This is a genomic window from Salipiger pallidus, assembly GCF_014643635.1.
Taxonomy (GTDB): domain Bacteria; phylum Pseudomonadota; class Alphaproteobacteria; order Rhodobacterales; family Rhodobacteraceae; genus Salipiger; species Salipiger pallidus.
In genome coordinates this window covers 363533-377920 of sequence record NZ_BMJV01000003.1, presented here as the reverse complement: position 1 = coordinate 377920, position 14388 = coordinate 363533, and the positions used below count along the sequence as shown (strand labels likewise).

13 protein-coding genes are annotated in these 14388 nt (G+C 65.3%); 6 read left to right on the top strand and 7 right to left on the bottom strand.

Annotation, left to right across the window (positions count from 1 at the left end; translation table 11 throughout):
- Positions 1–78: 78 nt before the first annotated feature.
- The gene (locus IEX41_RS09765; RefSeq protein WP_188790050.1) at positions 79–1449 is read right to left on the bottom strand and encodes a four-carbon acid sugar kinase family protein; all 1371 of its coding nucleotides are present in this window, start codon (positions 1447–1449) and stop codon (positions 79–81) included.
- 139 nt (positions 1450–1588) lie between these two features.
- On the opposite strand from IEX41_RS09765, the gene IEX41_RS09760 reads away from it, so the two are divergent.
- From IEX41_RS09760 to IEX41_RS09745, 4 genes are all read left to right on the top strand, one after another.
- Positions 1589–2416, top strand: coding sequence for a phosphogluconate dehydrogenase C-terminal domain-containing protein (locus IEX41_RS09760; RefSeq protein ID WP_188790049.1), 828 nt, complete (start codon positions 1589–1591; stop codon positions 2414–2416).
- Positions 2417–2496: 80 nt separating this feature from the next.
- Positions 2497–3468, top strand: coding sequence for a TRAP transporter substrate-binding protein (locus IEX41_RS09755; RefSeq protein WP_188790048.1), 972 nt, complete (start codon positions 2497–2499; stop codon positions 3466–3468).
- A 68-nt stretch (positions 3469–3536) separates the two neighbouring features.
- Positions 3537–4013: a TRAP transporter small permease gene (locus IEX41_RS09750; RefSeq protein WP_188790047.1), complete on the top strand. Its 477-nt coding sequence runs from the start codon at positions 3537–3539 to the stop codon at positions 4011–4013.
- Entirely contained in the window at positions 4010–5287 is a 1278-nt protein-coding gene (locus IEX41_RS09745; protein WP_188790046.1) for a TRAP transporter large permease, read from the top strand. The genes IEX41_RS09750 and IEX41_RS09745 overlap by 4 nt, the downstream gene beginning before the upstream one ends.
- A 105-nt stretch (positions 5288–5392) precedes the next feature.
- Here the strand turns inward: IEX41_RS09745 and IEX41_RS09740 are convergent, their stop codons facing one another.
- The 6 genes from IEX41_RS09740 to IEX41_RS09715 all read right to left on the bottom strand — a co-directional run bounded on the left by IEX41_RS09740 (position 5393) and on the right by IEX41_RS09715 (position 9782).
- Positions 5393–5839 carry a DUF2383 domain-containing protein gene (locus IEX41_RS09740; protein ID WP_188790045.1) on the bottom strand — a complete coding sequence of 149 codons (447 nt, stop codon included), beginning with the start codon at positions 5837–5839 and terminating at the stop codon, positions 5393–5395.
- 212 nt (positions 5840–6051) lie between these two features.
- A complete protein-coding gene (locus tag IEX41_RS09735; RefSeq protein WP_188790044.1) occupies positions 6052–6483 on the bottom strand; it encodes an acyl-CoA thioesterase in 432 nt (143 codons plus the stop codon).
- Positions 6480–7241, bottom strand: a complete 762-nt coding sequence (locus tag IEX41_RS09730; protein WP_188790043.1) for a TIGR02186 family protein — start codon at positions 7239–7241, stop codon at positions 6480–6482. The genes IEX41_RS09735 and IEX41_RS09730 overlap by 4 nt, the downstream gene beginning before the upstream one ends.
- A complete protein-coding gene (locus IEX41_RS09725) occupies positions 7238–8149 on the bottom strand; it encodes a sulfite exporter TauE/SafE family protein (RefSeq protein ID WP_188790042.1) in 912 nt (303 codons plus the stop codon). Before IEX41_RS09725 ends, IEX41_RS09730 begins: the two co-directional genes overlap by 4 nt.
- Positions 8150–8350: 201 nt before the next feature.
- Positions 8351–9040, bottom strand: a complete 690-nt coding sequence (locus tag IEX41_RS09720) for a DUF4386 domain-containing protein (RefSeq protein WP_188790041.1) — start codon at positions 9038–9040, stop codon at positions 8351–8353.
- A gap of 67 nt (positions 9041–9107) precedes the next feature.
- Positions 9108–9782, bottom strand: a complete 675-nt coding sequence (locus tag IEX41_RS09715; RefSeq protein ID WP_229673108.1) for a TetR/AcrR family transcriptional regulator — start codon at positions 9780–9782, stop codon at positions 9108–9110.
- A 192-nt stretch (positions 9783–9974) separates the two neighbouring features.
- Between IEX41_RS09715 and IEX41_RS09710 the strand changes: the two genes are divergently transcribed.
- Complete coding sequence (locus IEX41_RS09710) at positions 9975–11117, top strand: efflux RND transporter periplasmic adaptor subunit (RefSeq protein ID WP_229673106.1); 1143 nt, start codon at positions 9975–9977, stop codon at positions 11115–11117.
- 26 nt (positions 11118–11143) lie between these two features.
- On the top strand, positions 11144–14284 hold the full coding sequence (locus IEX41_RS09705; protein ID WP_188790039.1) for an efflux RND transporter permease subunit: 3141 nt from the start codon (positions 11144–11146) through the stop codon (positions 14282–14284).
- Positions 14285–14388: the final 104 nt, after the last annotated feature.

Here is a 14388-nt window from a genome sequence, read left to right as displayed (position 1 = left end):
TCAGCCTACTCCGGCGATCATGCGCAGCGTTCGCGGCGCCGCTGCAAGAGCGGCCACTAACATGCCCCCCTGCCCCTTTCAGCGCGCTCCTGCCCCGTCGCGGATCCAGCCGAAGAAATCCTCGGACCCCATCTGCCCGCCCTTAAGCGCGATCTGAAGCCCGTCGTGCACGCCGGTGGAATGCCCGGTGCACAGCGATGCGCCCGGGATCGTCGGGGCCAGCGCTTCGAGCGCCGAAAGCCCTAGCGCCCGCATCCCGTGCCCTGAAGTATCCCCGCCCGAGATCACTGCGCGCCGCAGTCCGCTGCCCTCAAGCGTGCCGTCCAGCACCCGGCCCAAGGCCTGCCCGATACGGGCGTTGGCCTCTTCGCCGGACATGCTGCTTTCGGACAGCGCCTGCCGGAAGTCGGCCACGCGGGCGTCGTCTGGCCCGGTCGCCGAGGTGACCAGAGAGCTTGCCCCACGTTCGGTTGCAGCAAGGGCGGCGCGGGTGGCGGTTTCAATCTCGGCCTCGGTGCCCTCGGGTGACAGGATGGCGGTGGCGTCAAACGAGATGACCTCAAATCCATGCGCTTTGGACCACGCAATCTGCTGCGCCGTGCTGGGCGAAACGGACCCCGAGATCACCGCGATTCGGTCCACCTTGCCCGCCGATCCCGGCGCCTTGGCCACGGGGATCTCGCCGGTCTGCTGCCAGTGGCGCACCAGCGCATATTCGAGCCCCTGCGAGCCAACCGCCAGCCCCAGCCGGTTGCGATTTTCCCAGATCAGGCGGCCCACGGCGGCCTCGGACACCGGCTCCATGCTGTCCATGGACAGGATGCACGCGCCCTGACCCAGCGCGGCCTCCAGCGCCCCCTGCCCGCCGTCGGCCCAAAGCTGTTCCAGGTCGATCAGCGCCGAGGGCAGGTCGGTCTGTTCGGCAAGGTGGCGCAGAAGGTCCGCCTCCTGCATCGGCGTCACCGGGTGGCGGGACATGACCGGGTGCCGGTCAAGCCGGTAGACCCCGTCGAAGGTGCCCGCGTAAAGATGCCCGAAGCTCTGGTAGCGGCGCATCTGCGGCGCGGCGGTGACAAGGGGCACCGCCGTTGCGGGGCGAACCGCCAGCGCGGTTTCGATCGCGGTGCCGATATTGCCCGAGGTCGGTGAGGAATCGAAAGTCGAGCAGACCTTGTAGTGCAGCAGCTCCGGCCCCAGCCCGGTCAGCCACGACAGGCCCTCGGGCATGTTCTCGCGCATCCAGTCCGGGTCATGGGTGCGGGCGGTGCTGGCAAGGCCCACCGCTTCCACATCGCCGAACCGTTGCAGCAGCGCGGTATCGGGGATGTCCGAGAACAGCACGCTGCGCAGCCCGGCAAAGGCCAGCACCTCCATGACGGCGGCAGAGCCGGTGAAATCGTCGCCATACCACGCGATGCGCGGGCTGATGCGGTCTGTGGGCGTGGTCATTTGCGTCAGTCCTCCTCGTCGAACAATGGGCTGCCAGGGGGCGGCCTGTAACAGAAATGCCAAAGGTCGATTGACAAAACAAGATGAAGAGTATCTGATTATACCAGTTAACACGATGAGACTGTCGGGAGGAAACCAGATGACCACAGTTGCCCTGTTCGGCGCGGGCGGGAAGATGGGCGTGCGCCTGTCCCTGAACCTTGCGAAAACCGATTTCGACGTGCGCCACGTCGAAGTCAGCGATGTCGGCAAGGAACGCCTCAAGAAGGAAGTCGGTGTCGAGGCGGTGACGCCCGAAGCCGCCATCGGCGCCGCCGATGTCGTGATCCTCGCGGTGCCGGACACCGTGATCGGCAAGGTGGCCCAGGGCCTCGTGCCGCAACTGAAGCCCGGAACCATGGTCGTCATCCTCGACGCCGCAGCGCCCTTCGCCGGCCACCTGCCCGAGCGTGAGGACATCACCTATTTCGTCACCCACCCCTGCCACCCGCCGATCTTCAACGATGAAAACACCGAAGCGGGCCGCAAGGACTACTTCGGCGGCGTCGCGGCACAGCAGGGCGTGGTCAACGCGCTGATGCAGGGCCCTGAAGAGCATTACGAGATCGGCGAAGCCATTTCGCGCGCCATCTACGCCCCCGTTGCCCGCACCTACCGCGTGAGCGTGGAACAGATGGCCCTGCTCGAGCCGGGCCTGTCGGAAACCGTCTGCGCGTCGCTGCTGGTGGTCATGCGCGAAGCCATGGACGAGGTTGTCGCCCGCGGCGTCAGTTACGACTGTGCCCGCGACTTCCTGCTGGGCCACATGAACATCCTTGGCGCGGTGATCTTCGACCAGATCGACGGCCAGTTCTCGGACGCCTGCAACAAGGCCATCGAGTTCGGCAAGCCCGCCCTGATGCGGGACGACTGGAAGGACGTCTTCAAGCCCGAGGAAATCGAGGCCTCCATTCACCGGATCACCTGAGGCATAGCTTAGCGCAGATCTCCAGATTTCGGCGGGGCGCATGCTCCGCCGGTTGCTTATCATCCAAGGGAGGAAACAGGATGACCAAGTTTACCACGATTGCAGCACTCATGGCGTCGGTGGCGATTGCGGCCCCCGTGAGCGCAAAGACGCTGAACCTTGCCTTCACTCCGCCGATCAACTCGCATTACGGCGACGCGGGCAAGGCCTTCAAGTCGACCCTCGAAGAGCTGTCGGGCGGTGATCTCGAAGTCGCGCTCAAGCCGTCGGGCGCCCTTGGCGGCGAACGCGACGTGATCGAGGGCCTGCAGATCGGCACCATCGAGCTGACCATCTCGTCCACCGGCCCGATCGGCAACTTCGTTCCCGAGGTCTACGCGCTCGACTTCCCGTTCCTGTTCGACAGCTACGAGTCCGCCCATGAGGTGCTGGACGGCGAAATCGGCCAGGAGATCCTTGCCGAATTCACCGACCACGGAATCATCGGCCTTGCATGGTCGGAAAACGGCTTCCGCCACGTGACCAACTCGGTCCACCCGGTCGAAACGCCCGAGGACATGGAAGGCCTCAAGCTGCGCACCATGGAAAACGAGGTGCACATCGCAGCCTTCCAGGCCACCGGAGCCGCGCCGACCCCGATGAGCTGGACCGAGGTTCTGACCTCGCTGCAACAGGGCACCATCGACGGGCAGGAAAACCCGGTTCCGATCATCACCGCCAACAACATGTGGGAAATGCAGGACTTCGTGACCCTCACGGGCCACGTCTATTCCCCCGCCGTGGTGGCGATGAGCCAGATCCACTGGGACCAGCTGTCCGAAGAGGAACAGGGCTGGGTGCGCGAGGCCGCTCAGGCCGCAGCCGATGCCGCCCGCGAGACCGTTGCCAACAACGAGACCGCCGGCGTCGAGCAGATGAAGGAAAACGGCATGCAGGTCGTCGAGAGCATCGACAAGGCCGCATGGGCCGAGGCAGTGCAGCCGGCGTATGACGAATACGCCGACCGCTACAGCCCCGAGCTGATCGAGCGCATCCGCGCCGCGCAGCAGTAAACGCCCGCAAGCACCGCCGAAGGAGGGCGTTCGCGCCCTCCTCACTTTCATCGACGGGAGCGTTTCCAATGAACCGCCTGACCCGCGCCGGCGACGTGATCGTCGCCCTTGCGCACAACCTTGCCGCGCTGCTGCTTGCCGCGGCCACCCTCCTTGTCTTCATCCAGGTCGTCACCCGCTTTGTCCTCGGCGATGCCGCCGTGTGGTCCGAAGTGCTGGCCCGCGGGCTGATCGTCTGGTCGACGTTCCTTGCCGCCGGGGCGGGGTTCAAGCTGGGCGCGATGATCCCCATCGACTTCCTGCGCAGCCTGCTGCCCGAGCGCGGCCAGCTCTGGGTGATCCGCCTTGTGACACTGCTGACGCTGATCTTCCTCGGGGTGCTTGTCTGGTACGGGCTGGCCATGGCCGACCGCGTGTCGAGCCAGCGGGTCGCCATGCTGGATATGCCCATGTCGGTCTTCTATTACGCCATTCCCGTCGGCGCGCTGCTGGCCGTTCCCGGCCTGATGCTGCGCCACCTCCAGGCAGAAAGGGGTGAGCTATGAACAGCGCACTTGTCCTGTCGCTCGTTATCCTGTTCGGCCTGTCGGTCCCGGTGGCGATCTCCATCGGGCTGGCCTCGGTGATCTCGATCCAGTTCTTCTCGAACCTGCCGCTTCTGGTGGTGCCGCAGAAGATGTTCACCGGCCTCGACAGCTTCCCGCTGATGGCGGTGCCGTTCTTCATCCTCGCGGGCGTTCTGATGACCCATGGCGGCATCTCGCACCGGCTGGTGGAGTTCGTGAAATCCATGATCGGCGGCATGCGCGGCGGGCTCGCCAGCTCCTGCGTGCTGACCTGCATGATCTTCGCCGCGATCTCAGGCTCGTCCGTGGCAACGACCTTCGCCATCGGCTCGATCCTGATCCCGGCCATGGTGCGCCATGGCTACCCGGTGCCCATGGCATCGGCCATCCAGGCGGCGTCGGCGGAACTGGGCGTGATCATCCCACCCTCGGTGCCGCTGATCCTTTACGCGGTGTCCACCGAAACCTCGATCACCCAGCTGTTCCTTGCGGGCCTCGTGCCGGGGCTTCTGATCTCGGGCGGGCTGGTCATCATGGTGCAGATCTGGTGCCGCGTGAAAGGCGTGGGCGACCGGGACGGCGACGACCGCGCCCCCCTCTTCCCCGCCTTCCGCAAGGCGTTCTGGGCCCTGATGATGCCGGTCATCATCATCGGCGGCATCTACGGCGGTGTCTTCACCCCGACCGAGGCCGCCGCCGTGTCGGTGATCTACGCCCTCGTGCTGGGTCTTCTGGTCTACCGCGAGCTGAAGATCAGCGACCTGCCCAAGCTCTTCCGCGAGGCGGCGGTGTCTTCGGGCGTCGTCATGCTGATCATCGCCGCGGCGACGCTGTTCAGCTTCCTCATCAGCCTGTCGGGCCTGCCCGACGCGGTGGGTGACTGGACGCAGAACACCTTCTCGTCGGCGCTGACCTTCCTGCTGGCGATCAACGTGCTGCTTCTGGTCGTCGGCATGTTCATCGAAACCTCGGCCGCGATCCTCGTGCTGGCACCGATCCTGACACCGGTGGCGCTGTCCTTCGGCATCGACCCGGTGCATTTCGGCATCGGCATCGTGGTGAACCTGGCGCTGGGGATGTTCACGCCGCCGCTGGGGGTGAACCTCTTTGCCGCCGCAGCCGTGGCCAAGATCCCGGTGCAGCAGATCTTCCCGGCGCTGGTCTGGCCCATCGCGACGATCATCCTCGCGCTGCTGCTGATCACCTACGTGCCGATGATCAGCCTCGGGCTGGGGTCACTGTTCAGCTTCTGAACCACCCTGCCCCGATGAGCTGACCCGATGAAAAAGCGCCATGGCCGGGAAATCAGCCATGGCGCTTCGCATTTGCAGGGGGACTTTTGCAGCGGTGCGATACGGTCAGTCGATGGCCGGATCTTCGCCCAGAAGTTTGAGAAGCTCGGCTTTCATGTCGATCAGCTCTTCGCGGTAGCGCGACTCCGGCAAGCCAGAGATCGAGGCATCGAAATCCGAGATCACGTCGGCCTCGGCCTCTTCGATGCGCGACAGCATGTCGAGGTCGATGTCGTCGAACACCGCGCGCAGTGACACCGAGGTGCGATTGACGGCGGTGCGGATGCCCTCTGTGCGGTCGGGATCACCGCCAAGCGCCACCATGATCGCACCAATGCGGTCGCATTGCTCGGAATGCAGTCCGCGATATTTCAAAGCCACCGGCCGGAATTGCGGCTCGGCCCTTTCAGCCATGGCTTCATACCACGCATGGGTGTCGGTGCTGCGCGACAACAGGTCCTGAAGCGCCTCAAGCTGCGAGGTGCTGGCAGTGATCGTCTGTACATCGGTCATGACGGTAATCCTTTGGGAAACGGTCCTTGTCCGAACGCCCGTTACGTGCTGGCGGTTCCCGGCACTTGCACAAGAATGCCCCCATGGCGACGCCCACACGTGCCCCCGCGACATGGGCCGCCAGCTATGGATCAGGCGACGCGCCATCCGAGGGGCGACAAGCGCAGCCGTGTTGGCACCCCGGCGAGCACCAGACGTGGATCAGCCCTGGATCAGACGAGGATATCTTCGATCCGGGCACGGACCTCGGCGGGCAGCGGCGTCGGACGGGTCTCATCGTTCACCGCGACATGGGTAAAGAACCCCTCGACACAGGCGCTGTCCTGCCCTTCCCGGAAGATCCCCACCTCGAAGCGCATGGAGCTGGTGCCCAGATGGCCCACGCGGATGCCCGCCTCGAGCTTTTCGGGGAACCGAGCCTCGGCGTGGTAGGTGGCGCCGCTTTCCACCACAAGAAAGCGTATGCCGGCGTCCTGAGCCACGGGAATGCCGTTGTCGATCTGCCAGAGCGCCACCACCGTGTCGAAATAGGCAAGGTAGGTGACGTTGTTGATGTGCCCGTAGACGTCATTGTCCATCCAACGGGTCTGCACGGGGTAGAAGACGCGGTAGTCTGCGCGGGTGGCGGGGGGCTTGCGGCTCATCCGGACCTCATGGCTCTGAAGGCGGCCGATGCGCCCCAGCCGGCCACGACGGCAAGCACGATGGAGAGCAGGCCATAGACCAGCGGCTGGCGCTGCGACAGGTTAAACAGCCACCGCTCGATGCCGACCTTGCCCACCCCGATCTCGGAGGTGTGCTGCGCCACCACCTGCCCGCCCCGCGTGAGCAGCACGCGCACCTGGTAGGTGCCTTCGACAATATTGGCGGGCATGGAAATGGCGGTGTCGAACAGGGTGCTCTCGCGCAGATCCACGGTGTTGAAAAGGTTCTGGTAGAGCCCTGACTTCTCACGCAGGCGGATCAGCGCCTCGGTAAAGCTGCGACTGTCCGAGATGGTCATGGGCGCGCCCACCGACCGGATGGCGCGGTTGATCGACACCTTGTGGCGCAAATCCTCAACCTCGGAAATGACGCTGCCCCAGGGGCCCGAGGTTGCGACGGCGTAAAAGGATGGCGCGGCGTCAATCTCGACCGCGTCGGCGTTGACCCAGATGCCGGCGCGCCGTTCCTTGCGCCAGACGGTGACCGGATCGACCGGCCCCGCCACGGTCACGATGACCTGGAGCGGCGGGTCCGGCCGGATGACCGCCTCGCGCTTGACCGCGCCGAAGATCAGCACCTCGGAGCCGTCGAAATCTGCGGTGATGTTGACGCTGTCGCGGCTCATGCCCATCACCACCTCCTCGGCGCGCAGCGGCAGGGCGGCGATCAGCAGCAGCAGGGCGGCAAGTCGGATCATTGTTCGCCCACCCCCAGCTCGAAGAGGTCGGCGGGCGTCAGGAACAGGTCCAGCGCCAGCTTGCCGCAGACCAGCAACACCAATGTCGCCAGCGCGATCCGCAGCTGTTCCGCCTTGAGCCGTGTACCGACCGCCGTGCCGAACTGGGCCCCGATGACGCCGCCGACCAGCAGGATCAGCGCCAGCAGCACGTCCACCGTCTGGTTGGTGACCGCGTGGGCCAGCGTGGTGAAGGCGGTGACGAAGATGATCTGGAACAGCGACGTGCCCACGACCACCTTGGTGGGCATGCCCAGCAGGTAGATCATCGCGGGCACCATGATGAAGCCGCCGCCCACGCCCATGATCGCCGACAGAATGCCCACGGAGAGGCCCACCATGAGTGGTGGGATAGCCGAGATATAAAGTCCCGAAGTGCGGAAGCGCATCTTGAACGGCAGCCCATGCACCCAGCCGTGATGGCGCCGCGTGGGCCGGCCGCCACGTTTCGACCGGCGCAGGGCGCGCAGGCTCTCGATGAACATCAGCCCGCCAATGACGCCAAGGAAGACCACGTAGCAGAGCCGCACCAGCAGATCGACCTGCCCCAGTGTCTTGAGCAGGTTGAACAGCCAGATCCCCAGCGCTGCCCCCACGATACCACCGCAGAGCAGCACCGTACCCATGCGCAGATCCACCGTCCGGCGTTTGAGATGCGCCAGAACGCCGGACACGGAGCTGGCGACAATCTGATTCGACCCGGTGGCCACGGCGACGGCGGGAGGGATGCCCATGAAGAACAGCAGCGGGGTGATGAGAAAGCCGCCTCCCACGCCGAACATTCCCGAAAGCACCCCCACCAGCCCGCCAAGGCCGAAGAGCAGGAAGATGTTGACCGAAACCTCGGCGATGGGGAGGTATATCTGCATGATCGGACTTTGCGAGCGCGCCGCGTTTTTGGCAAGCGGATCGCGAGGCTGGGGGTGCTGCGCGGCGCAAGGCGTGGCCCCCGTGCCAGCCCCGCTGGCAGGTGGCCAGACAGAGGGACCGGAGATGGGCACCAGCAGTCGGATCAAAGGCAGGATCGCAGCAAGCCCCGAAGCCTGCGCCCCAAGCGACCCGTGTCCTTTTTAGTGAGACACCTTTTTACCTGGCCGGAGCCCATGCAGCAGCAACCACAGGCAAAACGCGGTCTCGGCGACGACTGGCAAGACGTATGCCACGGCGAAGGGATCGGCGAGCGGTGGCGCGAGGAAGCGCAAGGCACTGCCGACGAGGTACACCAGCCCCGCTGCCCCAAGCAGCCAAACGATGACGCCGGGCACCCACCCCGACCGCAGCAGCAGCCACGCGGTAAGCAGGCTGTTCACGCCAAAGAACGCCAGACCAAGATCGTAGCCGTGGGCATGTACCAGCATCGCCAGCAGCCCCACATGCGCATCGGCCCCCAGCTCCAGCGCAAGCAGCCCGGTGTAAAGCGCCAGAAGCGCCACTGTGATCAGCACCGCCTGAACCAGCCGGAACGCCATCGCCAGCAGGGCCACCAGTGGCTCCACTCCCCGCAGCAGGCGATAGAGCAGGACCGCAAGAGCCACGTCCGCCATCGCCATCAACACATCGGCTGCGAGCCCTGCGCGCAGCATCCAAGGCGCGGACAGCATCCGCGCGGCTGTTTCGGCGGCATCGCCCGGGGCCAACAGCGGACCGCGCAGGGCGAGCTCGCTGGTCAGCCCCAGCAGGATGATGAGCAGGTACAGCGCTCCTGCCACCCGGGAGGTGGCATGGGACGGCGCGGCGGCAATCGGATTGAGGCGGGACATGGGACAACTCGTGACAACAAAAACAGGGACTGCGTGCATCATGCGTGCAAAGCTCCCGCTTAAGCTGTCACCCCCGAGGCCGCAACCCGTTGAGGAAGATAGACACCGCCCTCTTTCGCCGCAGACGCTTTTCCTCGGACAGATCACAGGGCTTGGGTTCGAGCGGGGTCAGAAGATGATGCAGCGCGTTGCCCATCACCATGTCGGCCAGCAATTCGGCGGCATCCTTGGAGGACATGCCGTCCAGAACGATCTCGCCCGCGCCGGCGGCCTGCGCGATCTCGGCGGCAAGGTAACGGATCAGGGCGCCACGGCCCTCCGCGTCGAACTGCATGGCAACACCGGGATAGATCGGCGCCTCGGCCACCACGGCGCGCAGCAGCTCCAGCGGGGCCTGCTCGAATTGCGGCATGTGGTTGACGGTCAGCAACTTGTCGAGTCGGTCTTCCAGCGAAAGCGCCTCGTCCCCCGGCTCGAGCGGACGAAAGATCGTCTGGCCAATGCGAGCGAAGGTGGCGCCCAGGAGCTCTTCGCGGCTGGCGAAGATGGTGTAGAGCGTGCGCTTGGACATGCCTGACTTGCGCGCAATGGCCGCCATGCTCACGTCCTCGAGTCGGCAGGTGCCCAACAGTTCGGCCACCGCGTCAAGCACGATGCCCTCGCGGGTTTCCTGATCCATCTGCACCGGACGCCCGCGCTTTCGCGGCGTCTCTTCGGTGTCAGGTGATGAACGTTTTTGCAATTCGGCAACTCCTCTGCCCCGACCTTTCCCGAAATCCAATCAATGGTCGGCGGCGCACTTTACAAAACCTGACGGTTTCCATAACCGACTTCAAGAGCCTTCCGCAAAGCAGCGGCCCAATTTCTTCCTCGGAGTGATGACATGCTCAATGGTTCCCCTGTGCGTCTGCGCGGCCTGGTTTTGGCTGCCGGCATGGCAACACTGTTTGCGGCCCTGCCCGCAAGCGCCCAGCAACAAGGCGGCGAACAGCCGCCGACCGCCGTCACGGTGGTGACGCTGGAGGCCACCGAAACCACCCTGACCTCGACCCTGCCTGGCCGCGTGGCGGCCTCGGGCGTCGCCGAGGTCCGCCCGCAGGTCAATGGCATCATCAATGAACGCCTCTTCACCGAAGGTGCCTCCGTGGACAAGGGAGATGCGCTCTACCAGATCGACGCCGCCACCTACGAGGCCACCCGCGCCTCGGCCGAGGCCTCTCTGGCTCAGGCCGAGGCGCAGCTGTCGTCGGCCCAGCGGGACGCCGAGCGTCAGCAGGACCTGCGCGACCGCAACGTTACCAGTCAGCAGACGCTGGATGATGCCCTTGCCGCCCGCGACGTGGCCGCTGCCGCCGTCAAGGTGGCCGAGGCGAACCTGCTGTCCGCCAACATCGAACTTGAGCGCACGGTGATCCGCGCGCCGCTGGCCGGCACCGCTGGCCTGTCGGCGGTAACGCAAGGCGCCCTTGTAACCTCCGGTCAGGGCACGGCGCTGACCACCATCCGCCAGCTCGATCCGGTCTACGTCGACGTGACCCAGTCCGCGGCCGAGATCCTGCGCTGGCGCCGCGCCGGGCAGGAGGTCGAAGACAGCGAGGCCACGGTGTCGCTGACCCTTGCCGACGGCTCGACCTATGAACACACCGGCAAGCTGGCCGCCGCTGAGCCTTACGTCAACGAACAGACCGGCGTCGTGGTGCTGCGGCTCGAGTTCCCCAACCCCGACCAGTTCCTGCTCCCGGGCATGTACGTGCGGGTGGAGATGCCGCAGGGCCGCATCGAGAACGCCATCCTCGTGCCGCAGGAAGGCGTCACCCGTGACCGCCGCGGCCGCCCCATGGCCATGGTCGTCAACGCTGACAACGTGGTGGAAACCCGCCAGCTGACCGTTCAGCGCGACCAGGGCAACGACTGGGTGGTGACCGAGGGCCTCGGCTCCGGCGACCGCATCGTCGTCGCCGGCCTTCAGAAGATTGCACCGGGCCAGACCGTGGCCCCCGAAGAGCGCAGCGCCGATGCCGCGTCCGAGCAGGCTCAGGTGTCTGCCGGCGACGCCGCCGCGCCCGCCAACGAATAAGCGCAGACCAGCGCCAGGAGTCCCCAATGGCCCGTTTCTTCATTGACCGTCCGGTCTTTGCCTGGGTGATCTCGATCCTCATCATGGGGGTCGGGTTGCTTTCCATCCTGACATTGCCGATCGCGCAGTATCCGCAGATCGCACCGCCTTCGGTGCGGGTTTCGGCCCAGTACCCCGGTGCCTCGGCCCAGACCGTCGCCAATACCGTCACCCAGATCATCGAACAGCAGATGACCGGCCTCGACGGCATGCGCTACATGTCGTCCTCGTCGACCTCGGCGGGCACGGCCAGCATCACCCTGACCTTCGAATCCGGCACGGACCCGGACGTGGCGCAGGTTCAGGTGCAGAACAAGCTCAGTCAGGCCACGGCCCTGCTGCCCGAAACCGTGCAGAGACAGGGGGTCACCGTCGAGAAGGCGTCGTCGTCCTTCTTCATGGTGATCGGCCTGATTTCGGAGGACGGTGCTCTCGAACAAGCGGACCTGTCGGACTACCTCAACTCGAACATGGTGGATGAATTCGCGCGGATCGAAGGCGTCGGCGGTGCGCAGGTGTTCGGCTCGCCCTACGCCATGCGGATCTGGCTCGACCCGTCCAAGCTTTCGGCGTTCGAGATGACGCCATCGGACGTGGTCGCCTCGGTGTCAGCGCAGAACGCGCAGATCTCGGCGGGCTCCTTCGGGGCGCTGCCCGCGCCGGAAGGCCAGCAGCTCAATGCCACCATCACCGCGCAATCCCTGCTGCGCACCCCCGAGGATTTTCGCAACATCGTGCTGCGCACGGAAACCGACGGTGGCATGGTGCTGCTGCAGGACGTGGCTGAAGTCGAGATCGGTGCCGAAAGCTATGCCGCCATCGCCCGCTTCAACGGTCAACCCGCGTCGGGCATGGCCCTGCAGCTGGCATCGGGTGCAAACGCGCTTGATACCGCCGAACGGGTCCGCCAACAGCTTGAGGAATCGAGTCAATTCTTCCCAGATGGGGTGATCTCGGTGATCCCCTACGACACCACGCCCTTTGTTTCGATTTCGATCCACGAGGTGCAGAAAACCCTGATCGAAGCGATCATCCTCGTGTTCTGCGTCATGTTCCTGTTCCTGCAGAACATCCGCGCCACGCTGATCCCGACGCTGGCGGTGCCGGTCGTCATCCTTGGCACTTTTGCCATCCTCGCCGTCGCGGGCTTTACCATCAACACGCTGACCATGCTTGCCATGGTGCTGGCCATCGGCCTGCTGGTCGATGACGCCATCGTGGTGGTGGAGAACGTGGAACGGATCATGGAGGAAGAGGGGCTCGGCCCGCGCGAGGCAACCCGCAAGTCCATGGGCCAGATCACCGGCGCCCTTATCGGCATCGCGCTGGTGCTGTCGGCTGTGTTCGTCCCCATGGCCTTCTTCCCCGGCTCCACCGGGGTGATCTACCGCCAGTTCTCGATCACCATCGTCTCGGCCATGGCGTTGTCGGTGCTGGTGGCGCTGACCCTGACCCCTGCCCTTTGTGCCACGCTGCTGAAATCCAAGGACGCGCATCATGGCAAGAAAGGTATCTTCGGCCCCTTCAACAAGGGCGTGGACAAGACCATCAAGGGCTACGGTGGCGCCGTCGGCTACCTGATCCGCCGTCCGCTGCGCATCCTCGCGGTCTATGCCGCGCTGGCGGCGGGCATGGTCTGGCTGTTCGACAACACCCCCACCGGCTTCCTGCCCGCCGAGGATCAGGGCATCCTGATGACCCTCGTGCAGGGCCCCACCGGTGCCTCCGCCGAGCGCACGCTCGACGTGGTGGAACAGGTGCAGGCCCATTTCCTGGAAAACGAATCCGAGGTGGTGGAATCTGTGTTCGGCGTGGTCGGCTTCTCCTTTGCCGGTCAGGGCCAGAACATGGGTCTTGCCTTCGTCCGCCTGAAGGACTGGGAAGAGCGCACGCGCGGCGACCAGTCGGTTCAGGCGGTGGCGGGCCGTGCCTTCGGCGCGTTCAGCCAGATCCAGGACGCCATGGTGTTCCCCATCGTGCCCCCGTCGGTGATCGAACTTGGCAACGTGTCGGGCTTTGACTTCTTCCTGCAGGCGCAGGGGGGACAGACCCACGAGCAACTGCTTGAAGCGCGCAACCAGTTGCTGGGCATGGCCTCTCAGTCTGACCTGATCGCATCAGTGCGTCCCTCGGGGCTCGAGGATGCGGCACAGTTCAACATGGACATCGACTGGCGGGCTGCCGGTGCGGTGGGCGTGTCTCCGACCGACGTGGGCAACCTGCTCAACATTGCGTGGGCCGGACAGTACGTGAACGACTTCAACGACAACGGCCGCATCAAGCGGGTTTACGTGCAGGGCCAGCCCGACAGCCGCGCCACGCCGTCGGACCTCGGCAAGTGGCGGGTGCGCAACGCGCAGGGTGAACTGGTGCCCTTCGCCAACTTCACCTCCGAAAGCTGGACCTACGGACCGCAGGGCCTGACCCGCTACAACGGCATTCCCTCGATGCAGATCCAGGGCTCGCCGGTCGACGGCGTCACCACCGGTGAAGCAATGGCAGAGATGGAACGGCTCGCCGGGCAGCTGCCCCCGGGCTACTCCATCGCCTGGACCGGCCTGTCGCTCGAAGAGCGCTCGTCCGGCGGTCAGGCACCGCTGCTCTACGCGCTGTCGCTGGCGGCGATCTTCCTGTGCCTCGCGGCGCTGTACGAGTCATGGTCCATCCCGTTCTCGGTGATGATGGCCATGCCCATCGGCGTGCTCGGGACCATGGGTGCCGCCTACTGGTTCGGCTTCGAGAACGGCGTGTTCTTCCAGGTCGGCCTGCTGACGGTCATCGGCCTGACAGGCAAGAACGCCATCCTCATCGTGGAATTCGCCCGCGAACGGTTCGATGCTGGCGAGGACCTATACACCGCGACCAAGGAAGCGGCGAAACAACGGTTCCGGCCCATCATCATGACCTCGCTGGCGTTCTCGCTGGGGGTGGTGCCGCTGGTGCTATCGTCGGGCGCAGGCGCAGGCGGGCGGACCTCGGTCGGCTCGGCGGTGCTGGGCGGGACGATCACCGGCACGGTGCTGGGCATTCTTTTCGTGCCGCTGTTCTTCGTGGTGATCTACCGCATCTTCGCCCGCAAGCAGGTGCGTGAACATGCCGAGGCCGCAAAGGCCGCCGAAGCAAGCTGATCCCACCACGCAACGATGTTGAGCAGTCGCCGCCCCCTCCTGCCGGAGGGGGCGGCGTTTTTCATGACCGCGCGCGGTTTCCGGGTTAAACCGGCAGAACGCAC

What these genes read in the sequence shown, in the direction of transcription:
- IEX41_RS09730 (WP_188790043.1), bottom strand. Translation starts at nt 7,241, where the DNA reads ATGATCCGACTTGCCGCCCTGCTGCTGCTGATCGCCGCCCTGCCGCTG.
- IEX41_RS09740 (WP_188790045.1), bottom strand. Translation starts at nt 5,839, where the DNA reads ATGACCGATGTACAGACGATCACTGCCAGCACCTCGCAGCTTGAGGCG.
- IEX41_RS09720 (WP_188790041.1), bottom strand. Translation starts at nt 9,040, where the DNA reads ATGTCCCGCCTCAATCCGATTGCCGCCGCGCCGTCCCATGCCACCTCC.
- IEX41_RS09725 (WP_188790042.1), bottom strand. Translation starts at nt 8,149, where the DNA reads ATGCAGATATACCTCCCCATCGCCGAGGTTTCGGTCAACATCTTCCTG.
- IEX41_RS09710 (WP_229673106.1), top strand. Translation starts at nt 9,975, where the DNA reads ATGGCAACACTGTTTGCGGCCCTGCCCGCAAGCGCCCAGCAACAAGGC.
- IEX41_RS09705 (WP_188790039.1), top strand. Translation starts at nt 11,144, where the DNA reads ATGGCCCGTTTCTTCATTGACCGTCCGGTCTTTGCCTGGGTGATCTCG.
- IEX41_RS09745 (WP_188790046.1), top strand. Translation starts at nt 4,010, where the DNA reads ATGAACAGCGCACTTGTCCTGTCGCTCGTTATCCTGTTCGGCCTGTCG.
- IEX41_RS09765 (WP_188790050.1), bottom strand. Translation starts at nt 1,449, where the DNA reads ATGACCACGCCCACAGACCGCATCAGCCCGCGCATCGCGTGGTATGGC.
- IEX41_RS09760 (WP_188790049.1), top strand. Translation starts at nt 1,589, where the DNA reads ATGACCACAGTTGCCCTGTTCGGCGCGGGCGGGAAGATGGGCGTGCGC.
- IEX41_RS09750 (WP_188790047.1), top strand. Translation starts at nt 3,537, where the DNA reads ATGAACCGCCTGACCCGCGCCGGCGACGTGATCGTCGCCCTTGCGCAC.
- IEX41_RS09735 (WP_188790044.1), bottom strand. Translation starts at nt 6,483, where the DNA reads ATGAGCCGCAAGCCCCCCGCCACCCGCGCAGACTACCGCGTCTTCTAC.
- IEX41_RS09755 (WP_188790048.1), top strand. Translation starts at nt 2,497, where the DNA reads ATGACCAAGTTTACCACGATTGCAGCACTCATGGCGTCGGTGGCGATT.